The organism is Alteromonas sp. C1M14 (assembly GCF_018860965.1).
GTDB lineage: Bacteria > Pseudomonadota > Gammaproteobacteria > Enterobacterales > Alteromonadaceae > Alteromonas.
Map to the genome: position 1 here is coordinate 353,478 of NZ_JAHKQF010000002.1, position 19,304 is coordinate 372,781.

16 protein-coding genes are annotated in these 19,304 nt (G+C 46.2%); 10 read left to right on the top strand and 6 right to left on the bottom strand.

Annotation, left to right across the window (positions count from 1 at the left end; genetic code table 11):
- Positions 1-21: 21 nt before the first annotated feature.
- The 4 genes from glmM to rlmE form a co-directional block, all read right to left on the bottom strand.
- Complete coding sequence (gene glmM, locus KO501_RS02115; protein WP_216027988.1) at positions 22-1,365, bottom strand: phosphoglucosamine mutase; 1,344 nt, start codon at positions 1,363-1,365, stop codon at positions 22-24.
- A gap of 1 nt (position 1,366) precedes the next feature.
- A complete protein-coding gene (gene folP / locus KO501_RS02120) occupies positions 1,367-2,209 on the bottom strand; it encodes a dihydropteroate synthase (RefSeq protein ID WP_216027989.1) in 843 nt (280 codons plus the stop codon).
- Positions 2,210-2,294: 85 nt separating this feature from the next.
- The gene (gene ftsH, locus KO501_RS02125; RefSeq protein ID WP_216027990.1) at positions 2,295-4,244 is read right to left on the bottom strand and encodes an ATP-dependent zinc metalloprotease FtsH; all 1,950 of its coding nucleotides are present in this window, start codon (positions 4,242-4,244) and stop codon (positions 2,295-2,297) included.
- Between the two features lie 152 nt (positions 4,245-4,396).
- Entirely contained in the window at positions 4,397-5,026 is a 630-nt protein-coding gene (gene rlmE / locus KO501_RS02130; protein ID WP_216027991.1) for a 23S rRNA (uridine(2552)-2'-O)-methyltransferase RlmE, read from the bottom strand.
- A 94-nt stretch (positions 5,027-5,120) separates the two neighbouring features.
- Here rlmE and yhbY point away from each other — a divergent pair, with 94 nt between their 5' ends.
- Together yhbY and KO501_RS02140 are read left to right on the top strand one after the other, a co-directional pair.
- Positions 5,121-5,417: a ribosome assembly RNA-binding protein YhbY gene (yhbY, locus tag KO501_RS02135; RefSeq protein WP_216027992.1), complete on the top strand. Its 297-nt coding sequence runs from the start codon at positions 5,121-5,123 to the stop codon at positions 5,415-5,417.
- 91 nt (positions 5,418-5,508) lie between these two features.
- Positions 5,509-6,282 (top strand): 3-hydroxyacyl-CoA dehydrogenase, encoded by a 774-nt coding sequence (locus KO501_RS02140; protein ID WP_216027993.1) that lies wholly within the window; start codon positions 5,509-5,511, stop codon positions 6,280-6,282.
- A gap of 78 nt (positions 6,283-6,360) precedes the next feature.
- Here the strand turns inward: KO501_RS02140 and KO501_RS02145 are convergent, their stop codons facing one another.
- A complete protein-coding gene (locus KO501_RS02145) occupies positions 6,361-7,407 on the bottom strand; it encodes a DUF2891 domain-containing protein (protein ID WP_216027994.1) in 1,047 nt (348 codons plus the stop codon).
- A 75-nt stretch (positions 7,408-7,482) separates the two neighbouring features.
- On the bottom strand, positions 7,483-9,879 hold the full coding sequence (locus tag KO501_RS02150) for an AAA family ATPase (protein ID WP_216027995.1): 2,397 nt from the start codon (positions 9,877-9,879) through the stop codon (positions 7,483-7,485).
- Positions 9,880-10,174: 295 nt separating this feature from the next.
- Here KO501_RS02150 and leuS point away from each other — a divergent pair, with 295 nt between their 5' ends.
- From leuS to KO501_RS02190, 8 genes are all read left to right on the top strand, one after another.
- Positions 10,175-12,781: a leucine--tRNA ligase gene (gene leuS / locus KO501_RS02155; protein ID WP_216028186.1), complete on the top strand. Its 2,607-nt coding sequence runs from the start codon at positions 10,175-10,177 to the stop codon at positions 12,779-12,781.
- A 1-nt stretch (position 12,782) separates the two neighbouring features.
- Positions 12,783-13,304 (top strand): LPS assembly lipoprotein LptE, encoded by a 522-nt coding sequence (gene lptE / locus KO501_RS02160; protein ID WP_216027996.1) that lies wholly within the window; start codon positions 12,783-12,785, stop codon positions 13,302-13,304.
- Between the two features lie 6 nt (positions 13,305-13,310).
- A complete protein-coding gene (gene holA, locus KO501_RS02165) occupies positions 13,311-14,345 on the top strand; it encodes a DNA polymerase III subunit delta (protein ID WP_216027997.1) in 1,035 nt (344 codons plus the stop codon).
- Between the two features lie 78 nt (positions 14,346-14,423).
- A complete protein-coding gene (gene rsfS, locus KO501_RS02170) occupies positions 14,424-14,744 on the top strand; it encodes a ribosome silencing factor (RefSeq protein ID WP_216027998.1) in 321 nt (106 codons plus the stop codon).
- Positions 14,745-14,837: 93 nt separating this feature from the next.
- A complete protein-coding gene (gene rlmH / locus KO501_RS02175) occupies positions 14,838-15,308 on the top strand; it encodes a 23S rRNA (pseudouridine(1915)-N(3))-methyltransferase RlmH (RefSeq protein WP_216027999.1) in 471 nt (156 codons plus the stop codon).
- A 2-nt stretch (positions 15,309-15,310) separates the two neighbouring features.
- A complete protein-coding gene (gene mrdA / locus KO501_RS02180) occupies positions 15,311-17,224 on the top strand; it encodes a penicillin-binding protein 2 (RefSeq protein ID WP_216028000.1) in 1,914 nt (637 codons plus the stop codon).
- Entirely contained in the window at positions 17,221-18,336 is a 1,116-nt protein-coding gene (gene rodA, locus KO501_RS02185) for a rod shape-determining protein RodA (RefSeq protein WP_216028001.1), read from the top strand. The genes mrdA and rodA overlap by 4 nt, the downstream gene beginning before the upstream one ends.
- Complete coding sequence (locus KO501_RS02190) at positions 18,337-19,182, top strand: septal ring lytic transglycosylase RlpA family protein (protein ID WP_216028002.1); 846 nt, start codon at positions 18,337-18,339, stop codon at positions 19,180-19,182.
- The last annotated feature ends 122 nt before the right edge of the window (positions 19,183-19,304 follow it).

Below are 19,304 nucleotides of genomic sequence, written 5' to 3' on the forward strand. Positions count from 1 at the left end.
GCTTTATTTTAAACGAATCAACTAATTGGCCACTTTACGTACAGCATCGGCGATAAATTCGGCCCATTTTAGTGAATGCATTTCGTCATCAGTCTCTACCATAACGCGAATAAGCGGTTCAGTACCACTCTTACGTAGCAATACTCGCCCAGTTTTACCTAATGAGGTCTCTGCTTCTTTAGCAGCCATTTTTACGTCTTCGCTTTCAAGTGGGTTGCCTGCACTGTCATCATAACGAACGTTGATCAGCGTCTGTGGGAAAACCTCAAAACCGCCGCTCAGTTCGTGAAGGTTCATACCCGCGCGTAACATGGCAGTGATGACCTGTAATCCAGCAACAATACCATCACCAGTAGATGCAATATTTAAGTTTAAAATATGGCCACTGTTTTCACCACCAATTGCCCAGCCTTTTTGCTGTAACAGTTCCATCACATAACGGTCGCCCACCGCACTTCTCGCAAAAGGTATGCCCAATTTACTCAGCCCTACTTCTAAGCCGAGATTACTCATTAAGGTACCCACTACACCACCGGATAAACGTCCAGATTTTAGCGCGTCCCGAGCAACGATGTACAAGATCTGATCCCCATCGAGGACATTCCCCAGATGGTCAACAAGCATAATCCGGTCACCATCACCGTCTAAAGCGAAACCCATATCAGCGCCGGTTTCTTTTACTTTATCCACCGTGGCCTTCATAGCCGTGGCACCCACTTTATCGTTGATGTTTAGGCCATCAGGAGAAGTACCAATTTCAATCACATCTGCCCCTAGCTCTGACAAAACATTAGGCGCGATGTGATAAGTCGCCCCGTGGGCACAATCAACCACGATTTTCATGCCTTTTAGCGACAAATCAGAAGGAAATGAGCCTTTACAAAATTCAATATAGCGGCCTGCAGCATCGGTAATGCGCGTTGCTTTACCTAATTTATTAGAGGCAACACAAGTCATCGGCTCTTCGAGCATGGACTCAATTGCCAATTCGATATCGTCATCTAATTTATACCCATCGGCAGAAAAAAACTTGATACCGTTGTCGTAATACGGGTTGTGAGACGCAGAGATAACAATGCCCGCCTCAGAACGGAAAGTCTTAGTTAAATAAGCAATAGCGGGGGTTGGCATGGGACCGAGCAGCCCTATATTAATGCCAGCTGCAGATAAACCAGCCTCTAACGCCGACTCCAGCATATAACCTGAAATACGTGTATCTTTACCAATCAGTACCTTATTCGTACCATGACCTGCCAGAACTTTTCCGGCAGCCCAGCCCAGTTTGGTCACAAATTCGGGATGGATGGCACTTTCGCCCACTTTACCCCGAATACCGTCTGTACCAAAAAATTTGCGCTGACCCATTTCAGGCTCCTTGAATTGTTTCTTTTATTTGTTGAATTTTTGTCACAATTTTTATTGCATCCACGGTTTCATCCACGTCGTGTACGCGAATGATTTTGGCCCCCATATGGGCACCAAGGGTGGCCAATGCAATACTCCCTGCTAAGCGTTGTTCTACTGGCTTACCCGTCAACGCGCCAATCATCGATTTACGAGACATCCCCACTAGCAGTGGATAGCCTAAATGTTGGATACGACCAAGTTCAGCCAATAATTGATAATTATGATCGAGGGTTTTACCAAAACCAAAACCAGGATCTAATAAAATTTTATCGTCATCGATGCCAGCTTGTTTACACGCATCTACCCTCGCCAGCAGAAAATTGATGACATCATCTGCCACATCTTCATAAGACGGCGCGGCCTGCATGGTAGTCGGCTCACCTTTCATGTGCATAAGACACACGGGGACTTGAGCCTTAGCGGCGGCTTCTAACGCCCCAGGCACTTGCAACGCACGGACATCGTTAATGAGCCCAACGCCGGCGGATACCGCTTGCGTCATCACAACCGGATTACTGGTATCAACGGACAACACACATTCTAAAGTGTTAGAAAGGCGTTCAACCACAGGGATAACCCGATCTAACTCTTCTTGTTCAGTAATTGCAGGTGCGCCAGGACGGGTTGATTCACCGCCAATATCAATAAAGGTGGCACCGGCCTCTACCATTTGCTTGGCTTTATCTAATGCCTTTTCCACCGAGTTATACCGGCCCCCATCAGAGAAGGAGTCTGGCGTTACGTTGAGTATACCCATTACATGGGAAGTCAAAAGATCTACTTCAGTATGTTTAAAGTGCATAACGTATATCTGTCATTGTTGATAACGATTGAGTGATAGAAGCAGGATTAAAAACGCCAGCTTAAGCTGGCGTTTATTTTTTGTGTTAACTTGGCAGGTCGCCTGGCTTACCTACGGATGGCTTATCGACGCCATCGTCTTTGATTTCCCCTTCGCGACTCGGCTTACCGCCTGGAGGATTGTCGTCACCTTTCGGCGCTCGGTCATCCCAATCTGCCGGTGGACGTACTTCCCGTCTTGCCATTAAATCATCGATTTGCTTGGCATCAATGGTCTCGTATTTCATCAACGCATCTTTCATGGTGTGAAGGATGTCGATGTTTTCTTCAAGAATATTGTGCGCGCGGTCGTAATTACTGTCGATGATTGCCTTTATTTCAGCATCAATAGCGCGGGCTGTGTCATCAGACATATTTGACGCTTTCGACATGGATTTACCCAAGAAGACTTCACCTTCATCTTCTGCGTACAACATTGGGCCCATCTTACTGGAAAGTCCCCACTGGGTAACCATTTTACGAGCAATCTCCGTTGCGCGCTCAATGTCATTAGATGCGCCGGTGGTGACTTTGTCGTCGCCAAAGATAATTTGCTCGGCAATACGACCACCAAACAGACTCGAAATCATGCTTTCAAGGTGCTGCTTAGAATGACTTACCCTGTCTTGCTCGGGTAGATACATAGTCACACCTAGGGCTCGGCCTCGCGGAATGATCGACACTTTATAAACCGGATCGTGCTCTGGCACCATTCGGCCCACAATGGCGTGGCCGGCTTCATGATAAGCCGTCATGGCTTTTTCATCTTCAGACATCACCATAGATTTACGCTCAGCGCCCATCATGATCTTGTCTTTTGCTTTATCAAACTCTTCCATTGCCACAAGACGCTTATTAGCTCGTGCAGCAAATAACGCCGCTTCGTTTACTAAGTTAGCTAGGTCAGCACCGGAAAATCCAGGTGTACCACGGGCAATCACTGACGCTTCTACGTTATCGGCAATCGGTACCTTACGCATATGCACTTTCAATATTTGCTCGCGACCGCGGATATCGGGTAAACCAACAACCACTTGGCGATCGAAACGACCTGGGCGTAACAAGGCAGGGTCAAGCACATCTGGACGGTTGGTCGCGGCAATAACAATGATGCCTTCATGACCTTCAAAGCCATCCATCTCAACCAACATCTGGTTAAGGGTTTGCTCGCGCTCGTCGTGACCGCCACCTAAACCGGCGCCACGTTGGCGGCCAACCGCGTCGATTTCATCAATAAAGATGATACACGGAGCGGCTTTTTTCGCTTGTTCGAACATGTCACGAACCCGGGATGCACCCACGCCCACAAACATCTCTACAAAATCAGACCCTGAAATGGTGAAAAATGGTACCTTTGCTTCCCCAGCAATAGCCTTAGCCAGTAGGGTTTTACCCGTACCAGGAGGGCCTACCATTAGTACGCCTTTTGGAATCTTGCCGCCCAATTTCTGGAATTTTGACGGGTCACGCAAGAAATCAACTAGTTCAGAGACATCCTCTTTTGCTTCGTCACAGCCTGCAACGTCAGCAAAAGTGGTTTTAATTTGGTCTTCACCCAATAACCGGGCTTTACTTTTCCCAAACGACATAGCACCACGGCCACCGCCGCCCTGCATTTGACGCATAAAGAAAATCCAAACCGCAATAAGTAGCAGCATGGGGAACCATGAAATAAAGATAGACGTAAGAATGGAGGGTTTCTCAGGGGGTTCACCTAAGATACGCACGTCTTTTTTAACTAAATCAGAAATCAGTTGATCATCGAAATAGGGAATGTACGTCACAAAAGACTCCCCGTTCCGTCGAGTACCGCGTATTTCGCGGGCATCACTGTCGATGCGCACTTCACGCACGTTACCCTGATTTGCTTCTTTCAGGAATGTTGTATAGTCCGTCTGCGTACGCGTGGATTCACCCGGAGAAAAACTCTGGAAAACCGACATCAACACAACGGCGATAACTAACCATAAGATTAAATTTTTTGCCATATCGCTCAAGCTACTAACCTCTAATAAAACCGGAAAATCCGGGATTCGATGACAACAATTTGCCTTTCCATTCCACGGGAAGCAGACAATCTCTATTAAACTGTTTGCACTCTTTTAATTCCGTACGAAATGCATTCCATACTTCGTCACATTACAGCGTACTACACTTTGTACCCGGTAGCCACCAAATACACTTCCCGAGATCGCGCCCGTGACGAATCCGGCTTGCGGGTTTTTATACTGCTAAACGCGCTGCGCAATGCTCTAAAGTACTCATCAAATCCTTCCCCCTGAAAAACTTTGATAACAAAACTTCCCTTAGGTTTCAGCACTTGATGACACATATCTAAGGCCAACTCACACAAATACATAGACCGGTTTTGATCCACTGAGTTGTTACCACTCATGTTTGGCGCCATATCGGACAGCACAACGTCTACGGTTTTTCCGTCGATTCTGTTCAATAAAGTTTCCAGAACCGCTTCATCACGGAAATCCCCTTGTAAAAAGTCAACGCCGACGATGGGATCCATGGCAAGAATATCGCACGCGATGACCTGCCCTTTATCGCCAACTAGTTGAGAAGCGAGTTGAGACCAGCCGCCAGGCGCGGCGCCAAGATCCACCACAGTCATGCCAGGTTTAATCAGACGGTCTTTCGTTTGAATTTCTTCCAACTTAAAAACCGCACGAGACCGCCAGCCTTGCTTTTGTGCTTGCTGGACGTAATGGTCATCAAAATGTTCTTTTAACCAGCGTTTAGAACTGGCTGAATGTTTCTTTTTTGTCATTCCAACACATTGTCATTAGGATTGTTTCGAAGATGGCGTTAGAATACGTTATTTCAAGGTATAACGTTATTTTAATTGTAAGAAATACGGATAAATGAAACTTTCAAATAAACAAAAGCAATTTTTAAAGGGCCTCGCCCACGCCATTAAACCCGTTGTGCAACTTGGCGCAAACGGCCTCACAGAAGGGGTTGTAGCCGAGATCGACAACGCGCTTAATCATCATGAATTAATAAAAGTTAAGGTGCCTACCGACGACAAAGAAGAAAAAGTATTGATCATGGACGCCATCGTTCGTGAGACCAATGCCGTCAAAGTCCAGGTGATTGGCCATATGCTTGTGATTTACCGCCCTACCGAAGAACGTAAAATACAGTTGCCAAAGCAATAGATCCTTTTTAAGTCTTCCAATTGGCAAAGTCTTGTCAATTGAGACTGTCCGGTTACACTTACGTTAACGTAAAGGTAATAGGAATAAGCACATGGATCCAATTCTCTCAACCGCCGTTATCACCGGCGGTGCGTCAGGCCTCGGTTATGCCACAGCCCGTTATTTACTTGCACGGGGCGTAAATGTGGCTTTGCTGGATATCAGTGAAGAACAAGGCAATCAATGTATTGTCGCGTTAGACAGCGATAAAGCCCGTTTCTTCAAAGTGGACGTGACCAATGAGGGCGACGTTAAACATGCACTGCAAGGCGCTCAAAACACCTTTGGTCAGTTAGGCCTTTGCTTAAATTGCGCCGGCATTGCGCCCGCCATGCGCACTTTAGACAAGGGAGGTCAAGCTGCCCCGTTAGATAAATACCGCCAAACCATCGATATTAATCTGCTGGGCACATTCAATGTGAGTCGATTAGCCGCAGAAATAATGGCAATCCAATCACCAAATAACCAGGGGGAACGGGGCGTTATTATTAACACCGCGTCAATTGCAGGGTATGAAGGACAAATAGGCCAAACCGCCTATGCGGCCAGCAAGGCTGGCATTATCGGTATGACCCTCCCCATGGCCCGCGACCTCGCGCCCTTAGGAATTCGTGTTAACACCGTGGCACCGGGCGTAATGGGAACACCTTTATTGTTGGCAATGCCACAGGCCGTACAGGACGGTCTTAGCAGTAACGTGCCCTTCCCTCAGCGTTTAGGTTTACCGGATGAATTTGCTGCACTGGTCACCCACATTTGGAAGAACAGTTATCTTAATGGAGAGACGATCCGTCTTGATGGCGGGCTAAGAATGCCCCCGAAGTAATTCCTTGTGGATACCAATGTGCCGCCGATTTACCCTATCAAGGTAGGCATTATCGACGGCATGGTTTCTACTGATAGATTAAGGCTGGGTAAGGGCTGCATGCTGTAACGCATACACCGCAAAACTACCTAGCCAATGAGTGCCTTCATAGTTGCCATCCACAATAGCCGGCAAAGAGTAAGTCACATGGGTATCGGCGATGGATTGTAAGTGACCATATCGCTCAGGAAATTCACTTATCAAACCATAGAGCACCCAGCCACGGCTAAAATTCAAACCATCCAAATGTATCAGCTTTCCGTCGGTTCGGTCGCTCACTTTTGCTGGCGTAAGCTCAAACCCCTTTTGTGACAAGCCCGGCAAGAAATTATCCGCCCATGTGGTAAATTCCGCTGGCGCCAAAACCTTGCGCATCACGTCCAATTCTTCAAAGCATGGGGATAAAAAATCAAATCCATTTGGCTCCCAGCTTAACGGGCATGATTTATCATCTCCATACCAATGTTTTGCTCTATTCGATAATAAATCAGCAAAAGGTTGATTGTCAGTTTGAAGGGCAAAATCATAAGCCATGGACAAAGCAAAAGCGGTATTCGGATGCTCGCCCGTTCTATTGGGGTACACTAATTTTGGTAGGAACTCAGAATATTTAGTAACGATAAGTGCCGTTAATGGCTGTAGGTTTTGCGCCAATTCTTTCGCCAAGGGATCATCCCATTTATCCAATTCCTCGGCTAATTTAAGCAGCCAAGCCCAGCCATAAGTGCGTTCAAAAGTCCCACTGTGAGGCATAGAAAAATACGCTATTTCCCCTTGGATATTCTGTGCAGTAAGGTTTTGTTTTAGCTTCTGGCGAATTTCGTCACTGTTTGCTAACTCAGGAAAATGGCGCAATAGAGATACCATCATCCAATGACCGTGAACACTAGAATGCCAATCGAAACAGCCATAAAATGCAGGGTGTAATGCTTTCGGACTTTTCAAATACGAGGCATCATCTAATACTTGATTTAATTTATTGGGATACTCTTCTTGCGCACAGTGTAAAGGCATTGCCACTAAGCGATTAGCCTCTTGTAACGTCAACACCGGTGTACTAGCAAACCCTTTCCCACTGAGGCACATTGTAAGTATTCCTACTGCCGCCGCAAAGTTACGCGTTACTCTCATAAATTTATAACCTTATTGTTATTGCCAAAATTAATCATCGTCTCCCCCATTTACCATCAAGGCGATGTTGTACAACCGGTTTACCGCATGGTAGTTCACTGTATTTTTTTGATAACGGCCACGGGTAGACATTTCTCCCGCTTCTTTTTGTAACACTAAACACACGGCTTCATCGACGGTTTCCACGGTATAAATATGAAACAAGCCTTTTTTAACCGCATCTACAACCCCTTTATCTAACACCAAATTAATGGCATTGGATTTGGGGATCACCACACCTTGTTCACCGTTAAGGCCTCGGTGCTGGCATAAATCGAAAAAGCCCTCGATTTTTTCATTTACCCCCCCCACCGCTTGAACTTCACCATATTGGTTAATCGAGCCTGTTACAGCCAACGACTGGGTGGCGGGGATCTCCGTTAACGACGAGATTAGCGCTATTAATTCGGCGAGGGATGCGCTGTCGCCATCAATGTGTCCGTAAGATTGTTCAAGGGCAATATTGGCCGACAAGGTTAACGGAAAATGCTGGGCATATTTATTGCCCAGATACCCCGTTAATAACATCACCCCTTTAGAATGGATAGGCTGACCTAACTCGACTTCACGCTCGATATCCACCACCCCATTGGCACCGGCGTACACCGTTGCGGTGATCCTTGCCGGTGTACCAAAAGCCGTGCCGCCTACTTCAAGCACGGTAAGGCCATTGACCTTGCCCACGGCCTTTCCTTCGGTGGCAATCAGTACATGACCTTCTTTGATATCATTAAGTAATGCATGGCTTACTCGCCCGGTACGGCGCTTTTTGGCGTTAAGGGCTGTTTCGATATGTGCCAATTCAAGTTGGGACGACTTTTGCTGAAACGCAAAATAGCGGGCCTCATGAATCAACTCTATTACCTGGGCAAAATGAGCTGATAATTTTTCTTGGTGCTCCGCCATTCTTAACGAATATTCGACTAGCCGGTACATCGCTTTTGGTGCAATACCGGATAAGCCTGCGGCTTCTACTTGGTGTCTTACCTTGCCAACAAAATCAAATGTTGATTGTCGAGTTACCGGGATTTCATAGTCAAAATCCACCAGAACCCTAAATAATTCATCAAATTCGTCGTCGTAATCTTGCAGCGTATAATACAAATCTCGACTACCCAGCAAAATGACCTTTACTTTTAAATCCACAGGTTGCGGATTTAACGTTATCGCATTCACCATTCCCACATCCTGTTGCGGGAGATCCATTTTTAATGAACCGGATTTTATGGCCAATTTCAACGCTTCCCATACAAAGGGTTGTTCAATAACCTGGTCAGCGTCTAACAATAAATAGCCACCGTTTGCTTTATGCAAAGCACCGGGGCGGATCATGCGGTAGTTGGTATACACGCTGCCATGAATATTGGTGTATTCAATTTTGCCAAATAAATTTTGATATGTCGGGTTTGCTTCATACACCACAGGCGCGCTGTCTTCTAATAAGTGGCCCACCAACACATTAGGTAAATATTGTTCTTCCAAATAGAGACGCCGGTCGATGTCATCTGGCTTCTCGTCTTTGTTTTCTTCTGCTAGCAGCGACACAATCGTTTCAACCAAATGGGTGCGCATTTTACGCAGGGTTTTAAGCACCCCTAATTGGTTAGCATATTTATGTTCTAAATTTTTCAGTAGCGGCTTTATGCCTAATTCGGCAGTGTCTTTGTCAAGCTGGCGAATTTTTTCAGAGCAGGCTCTTTTCCAGGCAGGCAACCCCAGCAAACTTTCGCTAAGACGGTTTTCTAAATCATCAATAAGGTCGTAAAAGTACTGCCGTTTATCTGCATCTAACGCCGCAAATTCGTCGTCCGTAATTGGCTTCCCGTTCACAATGGGGGCAAATGAAATGGCATTAGACTCGTCATACAACGCGACTTCATGGGCTTGGGCATAACGCTCGACACTGTCGATGGCTTCATCGTAGCGTTTTTCAAATGCTTTTTTGATGGCGGATTTTTTACGTTGATATCCTGGGTTGTCAAATGCAGCAGGAAATGTATCGAGCAAATCATCGATTAGCCCACTGATGTCTTTAACCAGTTCACGGCCTTCACCAGGTGCCATTCGCAACACCACGGGTTCGCGCTCTTCATCAAAATTATTTAAATAAACCCAGTCCTCGGGGGGCGGTAATGTGGCTATTTGGCGTTCGATAAAATCTTTGACCAAACTAAAGCGTCCCGTGGAGGGCTCGCCCATCACATATAGGTTGTAGCCTTTTGTGTCTACGCCCAAGCCAAAAGCGAGGGCTTCACGCGCTCGCTCTTGACCAATGAATGCCACCGACATGGCTTCACTGTCTTTTAATGCTTGGTTAATCTGCCTGCGATTTAGGCCCGGTGAAAGCGCCTTCGCATTAAGGGGGGTGATTGTACCTCTAACGGTCATAACTTCCTGAAAACCCATTTTTTGTAAATGAAACGCGAATTACCGGCCGCTGTCAAACCTTTCAGCCATCGTAAAAGCGGATTTTTGCTCCGTCGGATACCCTTAAATTACCTTAAAACAGGGTGCTATCCACGGGCCATCACACCCGTTTGTAAAAAATACGGCCAAAAGCGCCTAAAAACTCAGCATACGAAGATAAAAAAGTCGCGCTGCTATTGTGACAATGTGGGCCGGTGGGGTATTCTATGCGGCTTATCACGAAGTCATCAATATTAACGCGGAAGCCTTATTTACAATGGCCGAAAATCAGTACAACCCCAAAGAAATAGAACAAAATGTCCAGCAATACTGGGATGCAAATCAATCATTCAAAGCGGTAGAAGACGAAGAGAAGGACAAATTCTATTGTCTTTCCATGTTTCCCTATCCCAGTGGCCGACTCCATATGGGGCACGTTAGAAACTACACCATTGGTGATGTCATTAGCCGTTTTCAGCGTATGCAGGGCAAAAACGTCCTACAACCTATGGGTTGGGATGCCTTTGGTTTACCTGCAGAAAATGCAGCAATAAACAATAACACCGCACCGGCAAACTGGACCTATTCTAATATCGATTACATGAAAGGTCAGCTTAAGTCACTAGGTTTTGGTTACGATTGGGATCGAGAAGTGGCTACCTGTAAACCCGACTATTACCGCTGGGAACAATGGTTTTTCACTCGGTTGTACGAAAAAGGCCTTGTTTACAAGAAAAACTCAACGGTGAATTGGGATCCTGTAGACCAAACGGTTTTGGCCAATGAACAAGTAATTGACGGACGTGGTTGGCGTTCAGGTGCCTTAGTCGAACAAAAAGAAATTCCCCAGTGGTTTATCAAAATCACCGACTATGCCGACGAATTGCTCCAAGATTTAGAGCAATTGGATGACTGGCCAGATCAAGTCCGCGCCATGCAAGCAAACTGGATTGGGCGTTCTGAAGGTGTGGAAATCACCTTTAACCTGTCTACCCCTGCCGGCGAGGTTAATTCACTGACTGTATACACTACCCGTCCCGACACCTTTTTTGGTGTTACCTATGTAGGTGTAGCAGCACAACACCCCATTGCTGAATTTGCCGCAACCAATAACCCAGAATTGGCGGCTTTCATTGAAGAATGTAAAAATACCAAGGTAGCCGAAGCTGAACTGGCAACCATGGAGAAAAAAGGCTGTGATACGGGCCTAACAGCCATTCACCCGTTAACGGGTGAAGAAGTCCCCGTTTGGGTAGCCAATTTTGTACTGATGGATTACGGCTCAGGAGCCGTTATGGCGGTTCCCGGTCATGACCAACGTGATTGGGAGTTTGCCACCAAATATGGCCTATCAATAAAACAGGTGATTGCGCCGAGCAGTAAAAGTGATGAGCCTTGCGATCTTACCCAAGCCGCTTTCACCGAAAAAGGTAGTTTAATAAACTCAGGCAATTTTAATGGCCTGTCTTTTGATGATGCCTTTAACGCCATCGCTGATGAACTCATCAATAAAGGATGCGGCAGTAAAAAAGTCAATTATCGTCTGCGCGACTGGGGGGTAAGCCGTCAACGTTACTGGGGTGCACCTATCCCCATTCTGAATCTTGAGAATGGTGAGTCGGTACCCGTGCCTGAAAATGAGCTTCCCGTTGTGTTACCCGAAGATGTGGAAATGGACGGTGTTATCTCGCCCATAAAAGCGGATCCTGAGTGGTCTAAAGCCAGCTATGAAGGACAAACCGCCTTCCGGGAAACCGATACCTTTGACACCTTCATGGAATCTTCCTGGTATTACGCCCGTTATGCCTGTGCACAAAATGATACGGCAATGCTTGATCCTACCCAAGCGAACTACTGGTTGCCCGTAGACCAATACATTGGTGGTATCGAACACGCTATTTTGCACCTTTTGTACTCGCGCTTCTTCCATAAATTATTGCGTGATGAAGGTTTAGTGAACTCGGATGAACCTTTTAAACGGTTGTTGTGCCAAGGTATGGTATTGGCAGACTCTTATTACAGCGAAGACGAATCAGGCAAAAAAACCTGGTACTCGCCGCTGAATGTGTCTACCGAGAAAGACGAAAAAGGTCGCATCATCAAAGCTTGGTTAACTAAAGACGGCACGCCTGTACAACACGGCGGCATGACGAAAATGTCCAAGTCTAAAAACAATGGTATCGATCCTCAGGCCGTGATTGATCTGTACGGGGCAGATACGGTGCGATTGTTTACCATGTTTGCAGCACCACCAGAACAAACCCTCGAATGGGTAGATTCCGGCGTTGAAGGAGCGAATCGCTTCTTAAAACGTATTTGGAAGTTGGTTAACGAACATATTCAAGTGTCTGGCTCGCCACTGGCCGTTGATGCTAGTAGTTTGAACAAACAGCAGCAGGCTTTGCGTCGTGAGGTGCATAAAACCATTGCTAAAGTCACCGACGATCTTGGTCGCCGGCAAACATTTAACACCGCCGTGGCAGCGGTGATGGAACTGTTAAACCACTTACAAAAAGCCCCGCAGGACTCGGCCTCAGATCATGAAGTGATGCGCGAGGCCATCGAAGCGATGTTACGGTTGCTAAACCCTATCACGCCTCATATTTGTCATCATCTTTGGCTTAAACTGGGACACAGCACTACCATCGAGCAAGCGCCATGGCCAGTTGCTGATAAAAATGCCATGGTAGAAGCGGAAAAACTCATTGTTGTGCAAGTAAACGGTAAAGTTCGTGCCAAAATGACGGTGCCTGCCGACGCTGCCAAAGAGGCCGTTGAAGCTGACGCCTTAGCGCAACCCAATGTACAACAGTTTATCGAAGGCAAACAAATCCGTAAGGTAATTGTTGTGCCAGGTAAGCTGGTTAATATAGTAGCTAACTAATATGTATAAGCCACTGATACGTTTATGTTTCATCGCCACCCTCTTGTCTTTGACAAGTTGTGGTTTTCATTTGCGCGGTAACCAAGCCTTACCGCCCTCTGTAAATTATGTGGCAATGTCCTCGGCCCAAGCGCACTCGCCGTTAGCCCGAGCGCTTAAAAAGCGACTTAAGGTATATAACATTCAAGGTGGCAGCATTGCGGACAGTCCGTCTCCTGACACATCGGTACATATTGACATTCAACCGGAACAATTAGAGCGCCGTTTATTGTCGCTCTTTGCTTCCGGCCAGGTAGCAGAATACGAACTTATCTATGGGGTCGGTTACACGGTAACCTTCCCCGATAAGGCGCCTATCAAAGCGTATTTTGAAGTATTAAGGGATTATCAAGACGATCCTGAACAGGTGCTAGCCAAATCTCGAGAACTCGAGTTAGTACTTAGCGAAATGCGTGATGAGGCCGCGGATAAAATCATTCGACGTTTGACCACACAAGCTTCTCAGTCTACCCCTGAGTTATAATTAACCATGCAAGTGTATCCAAACCGGTTCGAACAGGAATTATCCCGTCAACTCAAACCTTGCTATTTGTTGTTTGGAGACGAACCTCAACAAAAATTTGAGATGATAGATGCCCTGCGCCTTAAAGCAAAAGACGCCGGGTTTACTGAACGTACCGTATTGGTTGCCGATAACACATTTAACTGGCACCAACTCGTTGAAGCCACCCAAGCCCTATCCCTCTTTTCATCTCAGCAACTCATTGAATTAGAGCTGCCCACCGGCAAGCCAGGTAAAGAAGGTAGCCAGGTGCTACAAACCGTGGCGTCATCACTGAGTGATGATTTACTGTTGTTGATTCATGGTCCGCGGATTGGAAAAGATGTGCAGCGCAGTAAGTGGTTTAAAGCCTTAGATGCCATTGGCGTACATTCACTTTGCTACCCGTTAGAAGACAAGCAATTGTCGAATTGGATCCAACAAACGCTGAATAAATATGGCCTTCAAAGCGATCCCACCTGCGTTAAAATGCTTGCAGATATGTGTGAGGGCAACTTGCTTGCAGCCAAACAAGAAATTGAAAAGCTGGCATTAATTTATCCAAATCAAAGGCTGTCGTCAGATCAAGTCGAAGCTGCCATGGTAGACCAGTCACGGTTCAACATTTTTCAGTTAATCGATGTCATGCTTGCTGGCGAACAGTCCCGATGTATAAAAATGCTCTATCGCCTAGAGAGTGAAGGTTTAGAACCTAATATCGTGATTTGGGCATTCATTCGAGAATGGCAAACGCTGACCAAATTACAGTCTTTGCAATTAAATCATGAGCCCATAAATTGGATGCGCATGGGAATTTGGAAAAATCGGCAATCTGTTTATCAGGCAGCCCTTGGGCGATTAACCCCTGAAGCCTTAAAGGCAATCCGAGGTCATATTGAACGCGCTGACTTGGCATTTAAACAGAATGTGGTTGTTCACCCTTTTATTAAACTTGCCCATCTTTGCATGCTATTTATGGGGGTGCCCGTTAATACCATCCCGGTTATTGAAGACCTTAACTAACGTACTTTAGACAGATTGCGTTACAATTCGCTATAGTTAAGCGGTAACGCAATTTTTTTGTAATTTTAAGGAGAACTTTTGGACAGTAAACAGTTCAAACAATTTGTCTTGGACAAAATTGATGATTTAAAAGCCCGAGACGTAATCGAACTTGATGTTAAGGGAAAATCGACCATTACCGACACCATGATCATTTGTTCAGGTAATTCCAAGCGCCATGTGGTGGCCATTGCGGAGAACCTACAGGTAGAAATGAAACAAGCCGGTCACGCACCTCTTAATATGGAAGGCAAAGAGACAGGTGAATGGGTGTTGGTAGATTTAGGCGATATTATTGTGCATGTAATGCAGGATGAAACCCGCGACTTTTATCAACTTGAGAAATTGTGGGGCGAGTAAGTTCAAACGTTTGCGCAAAAAATCACGTTAAAATGTTTGTACGCCCTCGTTTAAGCCCTTCACGTTCATAATGTACCGGGATGTTGTAATACGGTGAAAATACAAATAGTCGCTGTGGGCACAAAAATGCCAGATTGGGTTACGCGGGGCGTAGAAGAATTTACGCGCCGATTTCCCGCGGACTTACCCGTCAGTTTCGTCGAAATTTCAGCAGGTAAGCGGGGTAAGAATGCTGACATACCCCGTATTCTTCAAAAAGAAGGCGATGCCATGCTTGCGGCGGTGCCCAAAAACCACCGCATCGTTACTTTGGAAGTCACAGGCAAACCTTGGACAACCCCCCAACTTGCCAAACAGCTCGACACCTGGAAGATGGACGGCAGAGATGTGAGTTTACTCATTGGTGGGCCCGAAGGCTTAGCCCCTGCTTGCATCAAAGCATCAGAACAACGCTGGTCCCTCTCTCCGCTTACCCTTCCCCATCCCTTGGTTCGTATCGTGGTAGCTGAAAGCTTATATCGTGCTTGGTCGGTGACACAAAATCATCCGTATCACCGAGAATAGCAATGGGACGTAAAAGACAAACTATTCGCGATCATAGCGCGGAATCCAATCTCTTTGCCCGGCGGGCAGCTATCTCATTGCTCATTGTACTTGTCATGCTGGGGATCGTCGTAAGCAACCTTTATATGTTGCAAGTAAAGCAACACGATGTCTATCAAACCCGATCTAACGGTAACCGAATAAAAGTCGTTCCCATCGCACCTAATCGGGGCCTTATATACGACAGAAATGGCACCATCTTGGCAGAAAATCGCCCCGTATTTAGTTTAGAAGTGGTGCCAGAAGAGGTTGATAACTTAGACGACACCCTCGCCGAGCTTTCTCGGCTGATGGGGATCACAGAGGAAGAAAAGGAAAACTTTCTTCGCACGTACCGAGGTCAACGCCGCTTTAAACCCATTGCTTTGCGTACATCCCTTACCGAAGAAGAAGTTGCCCGTTTTTCAGCCCAACAACACCGGTTTCATGGGGTTTCCATCGAAGCGCGACTTTCTCGCTACTATCCTTATGGCGATACCTTAACCCACGTGCTTGGCTATGTTGCTAAAATTAATAAGAAAGATCTGCAAAAGCTAGTGGAAGCTGGCCAGGAAGCCAACTATGCCGCCACATACGATATCGGCAAACTAGGTATCGAAAAATACCATGAAGAAGAACTACATGGCCAAGTGGGTTATCAGCAAGTCGAAGTTAATAGTCAAGGGCGTATTATTCGTACATTGAGTATTGATCCCCCCGTACCAGGTAAAGATATTGTATTAAATATCGATTTACCCTTACAACTGGCGGCAAAGCAATCGTTAAACGGCAAACGGGGCACGGTTGTTATTACCTCCCCGAAAACTGGCGGAGTGTTAGCGTTGTTTTCAAGCCCAAGTTATGATCCTAATTTATTTGTTCACGGCATAAGTCGAAAAAATTATTCTGCGTTATTAAATTCCACCGACCGGCCATTGATTAACCGTGCAACTCAAGGCCAATACCCTCCGGCGTCAACCATCAAGCCGTTACTAGGCGTAGTAGGCCTCGAAGACGGTGTTATTACGCCGGAAACAACCATCAATGATACTGGACGATACAAATTACCCAATGTCAGTCACGTTTGGCGTGACTGGAAAAAGTGGGGCCATGGTAAAGTAAATGTGGTGCGGGCTGTTACCGTGTCCTGCGACACCTTCTATTACGACCTCGCCTATAAACTGGGTATTGATAAAATCAGTGATGCCATGACCCAATTTGGCTTTGGTGATTACACCGGTATTGATTTATACGAAGAGTCGTCGGCCAATATGCCTAGCCGAGGCTGGAAACGCGCCCGTTTTAATCAACCCTGGTACATCGGCGATACCATTCCGGTTGGCATTGGACAAAGCTATTGGACGGCAACCCCTATCCAATTAAATCAGGCCATTAATACGCTTATTAATCATGGCGAACGCTATGTTCCGCAGATTATTCGTGGAGTAAAAAACAAGCAAGGCGAGGAGAGCATCTCGCCGCCTAAAACCATGCGCCCTATCTCGGTGGTCGATGATGCAAACTGGGATCTCATGTTAGGGGCCATGCATAATGTGAATCATGGCGATGAAGGCACCGGTCGGCATTCTTTTTCTGATGCTCCCTATCAATCTGGCGGCAAATCTGGCACAGCCCAGCTTTTCTCTGTGGGGCAAAATGAATCTTACGATGCCGACAATGTTTCAGAGCATTTACGTGATAACGCCATGTTTGTGGCATTTGCACCGTTTGATGATCCAGAAGTGTCGGTTACCGTTGTGGTAGAGAACGCTGGTGGTGGTAGCAGTAATGCCGCCCCTGTGGCCCGTCAGGTGATGGATTTTTATTTTCGCGATCATGATTTTATGCAACCGAAAACCGATGAAAGCAATGACAACGCAACCGCAGGTACACCGTGAAACGCACCACACTGAACCAAAATCAAACCACGTTTTGGCAACGTTTTCATGTTGATGGATGGTTGCTGCTGGGTCTACTGGTACTGATGACAGTAGGGTTATATACCCTTTATTCAGCTTCAGGCCAAGATCCTCTACAAATGGAAAGACAAGCCACCCGTTTAGTTATCGCCATGGGGGTCATGCTGTTTATGGCACAAGTGCCTCCAATGGCGTATCGACGACTCTCTACCTATGCTTATATCGTTGGCTTATTAATGCTGATTGCTGTATTGCTTTTTGGTGACGTAGGCAAAGGGGCTCAGCGCTGGTTAGATCTTAAATTTGTTCGTTTCCAGCCGTCTGAATTAATGAAACTGGCGGTACCTATGATGGTCGCTTGGTACATTAGTAAGTTTCCCCTTCCCCCTCGTTTAATCCAGATTGTGGGTGGCTTTTTGCTGGTCATGGTACCCACTGTATTGATTGCCAAACAACCTGATTTAGGTACCTCATTATTGATTGCCAGTTCAGGGATTTTTGCTATTTTTCTTGCCGGTATGAGTTGGCGTCTTATTGCACTTTTAACCACTATGGCTGGCGCCTTTGCGCCGATCATGTGGTTTTTCTTAATGCAGGACTACCAAAAACAACGGGTCACCACTTTTTTAAATCCAGAATCCGATCCCCTTGGTTCAGGTTATCACATCATCCAGTCGAAAATTGCCATTGGCTCTGGTGGACTGGAAGGCAAAGGTTGGCTACAAGGCACCCAGTCCCAACTTGAATTTCTACCCGAACGTCACACCGACTTCATATTCGCCGTATTTAGCGAAGAATTTGGGCTCATCGGTGTATTGGGTTTACTCAGTATTTATCTGTTTATCATTATTCGCGGTCTTATTATTGCGAACCGGGCACAAGATGCCTACAGTAAACTGCTAGCCGGTTCCATCACCCTCACCTTCTTTGTTTATGTGTTTGTTAACATGGGAATGGTTTCAGGATTACTGCCAGTGGTAGGGGTTCCCCTTCCTTTAGTAAGTTTTGGTGGTACATCCATGGTGACTTTGATGGCAGGGTTTGGCATTCTTATGGCAATCGGCACACAAAAACGATTTTTATCCCGATAAATGCGCACACAATTTTGGTTTTGCTTAATTACTGCATTCATGCTGACAGGTTGTCAGTCTAGTAGTCGCTACGCCCAGCATAGCGACTCTGCGCCTACGTTTGTTTATGACGAACCAACCTATACCAACGCCGAACCTAAGTATGAACCCTATAAAGCCTTCAACAGCAGACCCTACGAGGTACTAGGGAAACGTTATTTCCCCCTGCAAACAGGCAAAGGATACGAAGCAACGGGGTTCGCTTCATGGTATGGACAAAAATTTCACGGTCACCTGACTTCTAACGGCGAAACCTATGACATGTTCGCCATGACAGCAGCCCATAAAACGCTACCTTTACCAAGCTACGTAAAAGTCACCAATTTAGAAAATGGCAAAACCGCCATCGTTCGGGTTAATGACCGCGGCCCCTTTCACGATAATCGCATTATTGATTTATCTTACGCCGCGGCAAAAAAGCTGGGCTACCATCAAAATGGCACGACTAAAGTCAAATTAGAAGTGATCTATTTCGATGAAAATAATCAGGTTACTGTGGGTAACGGCCCCACGGTTTCTTATCAGCAATACGCGGGGTTAACGCCGCAAACACCGGATGCTGACACTACTGCTAGCGCTGAAGATATTTATATTCAGGTGGCGGCCGTCAGTGATGAAACCCGTGCCCAGTCAGTATCGACCTTATTGTCGAATCTGTATAACGTTCCTGCCATCACTCCCCTTATCGATAATATTTATAAATTACGTTTAGGGCCATTAAGAGATAAGTTTAAAGTGCAACTATTGTTAGAAGACTTAAAGAAAAATGGCTATCCCGGCGCTTATCAAATCCGTGAAAACTTATGAATACTCGCAAAAACGGGCATTCATCGGGTCACATCGCGGGACTGACGAGGAAATAACAATTCATACTGACATTTACGCTAAACTTTTGCGATAAAACCTAGTCCAACACGAGGGCTTACGTT